This is a genomic window from Pseudomonas amygdali (assembly GCF_002699855.1).
GTDB classification, from domain to species: Bacteria; Pseudomonadota; Gammaproteobacteria; order Pseudomonadales; family Pseudomonadaceae; genus Aquipseudomonas; species Aquipseudomonas amygdali.
This window is the reverse complement of sequence record NZ_LKBW01000181.1, coordinates 1-1,654: the sequence shown is the minus strand read 5'-3', so window position 1 is coordinate 1,654 and position 1,654 is coordinate 1. Positions and strand designations below refer to the sequence as shown.

General features: G+C 53.4%; 3 protein-coding genes. 1 reads left to right on the top strand and 2 read right to left on the bottom strand.

Annotated elements, in window-relative coordinates:
* Positions 1-59 precede the first annotated feature (59 nt).
* Positions 60-368, bottom strand: a complete 309-nt coding sequence (locus AO277_RS13450; protein WP_080899393.1) for a type II toxin-antitoxin system YafQ family toxin — start codon at positions 366-368, stop codon at positions 60-62.
* Positions 295-624: a type II toxin-antitoxin system RelB/DinJ family antitoxin gene (locus AO277_RS13445; protein WP_003381772.1), complete on the bottom strand. Its 330-nt coding sequence runs from the start codon at positions 622-624 to the stop codon at positions 295-297. Before AO277_RS13445 ends, AO277_RS13450 begins: the two co-directional genes overlap by 74 nt.
* A 361-nt stretch (positions 625-985) precedes the next feature.
* Here AO277_RS13445 and AO277_RS29135 point away from each other — a divergent pair, with 361 nt between their 5' ends.
* Entirely contained in the window at positions 986-1,429 is a 444-nt protein-coding gene (locus AO277_RS29135) for a hypothetical protein (protein ID WP_044320204.1), read from the top strand.
* The last annotated feature ends 225 nt before the right edge of the window (positions 1,430-1,654 follow it).

Genomic DNA, 1,654 nt, shown 5'->3' with positions numbered 1-1,654 from the left:
GCTCCTGGGTCAACATATTGGCAGCTCAAAGCCGCCAGTTTTACCCAGGGGGGTCAATTCTAGGTTGGCGTTAGGGGGTCATTTTTACAGTGGCGGTGACACGTAACCTGGTAGACCAGTAAGAAATCTCCTCGGATATGGCATTCTCGGTTACCCGCCCATTCGCCTTGCAATTCGTGATCAAGGTACTGAGCCGGCAACGTATCACCCTCCCAAAGCATTCTCATCACATCCCTGGCTTCGGTCATAGGCTGCCGGCCGGCATCATTGTGCCGCTTCCATGATTTCTTAAATTCAGGCGTGTACGCCGTTCTCTTTGGCAACGGGGCGCGCTTTAGATTTGCCGGTCTTGCGGGCTTCTTTGCCATCTAGATCCTCGAACAATTCGTCAATCGAGTCGAACCGACTGCGGATCTCACGGGCTTGAGCCAAAGCTCGAGCCGTTTTCTCGGAAGGCGCCTTCACTTCAAAAGGGAGCCCCCTGGTTTCCACAACTTGACGAAGAAAGAGACGCATCGCATCGCTCAGGCTCAGGCCGCAAGCGCTCAGCACTGCAGTAGCTCGCTCTTTCAAATCTTCTTCGATGCGGCAACGCACGTCGGTACTTTTCAGTAGTGCTGTCATAATATCACCTTTCAATGCTGTTTGTAGCTACATTGTTACTACGCTAATTCTGGGCCCTTTCGCAAGTAACTACAAGTAATCGCGCATCATTTCTGATCATCGGTCCAACCTGTGAAAGGCCTACAGCGAATTCCCACCGGCGGTGGAGACCGGTTGAATCGCAAGCCTATGTTCCTATCAGCGGTGCAAACCTGAACTCCCTCCTGGTATAGCAGGGATGAACGACTCGTTCAGCTAGACCCTGCGGCGAATGGTGGGCCTAGGACAGAAGTAGCTACATGTGGTGACGCTAATTACAATTTACAAGTTAAATCAAGTGTAGTTACATGTGATGACATAATAGATTTACTGGAATTACCTAATGTCCGCCCGTGACGATATGGTTTTGGCCACAGCTTCACAGATCCAGCAAACCTTCACTCCAACCCAAATAGCTCAGCTCATACGGTTGATCAGTCCTACATCGCAGTGCGCATTGATGAATCCACACGCGTTTGAGCGAGTGGTGACGTTTATGTCATGCAGCAGTGGGCACCGAGCCTATTCCGCAAAATCTCTGCATGCAGCCAGGCTCGTCCTGGTGATGGGGGCGAGCGTTGCAGAAGCGGCTGCTGATGCGGGATTAACAAGGCAGGTGGTACACAGACTCATGGCGCGCATCAAAGCGCGATTGGATGCTTCCCCTGATCACTTGAGCGACATCGGCGGTTCGACTTGTTCTGCAGCTGCAGGAGCTACGATCAGACAAGTTGAATCGCTCGAGCCAGATCGAGCAATGGGGGAGGAGAACGCTCAGTCCACCTGAGGCATACCTGGTTTGATCATTGCTCCACCCTGAAGAGCGTTCCCCTCGCTGCGCTCACGGCCGGGCTTTCGTGCTGCGCATCGAGCCAGGCCATGAAGCCGGCCCGTCTCGCCCCTTCGGGCTTCAATCCTCGCCGGCAAGCCGGCTCTAACGTGAACTGAACCGCCCCGGGTTTCTCGGAGACTCCAACCTTTGAGAGGATGGAGCGATGAAAAAACTACCGAA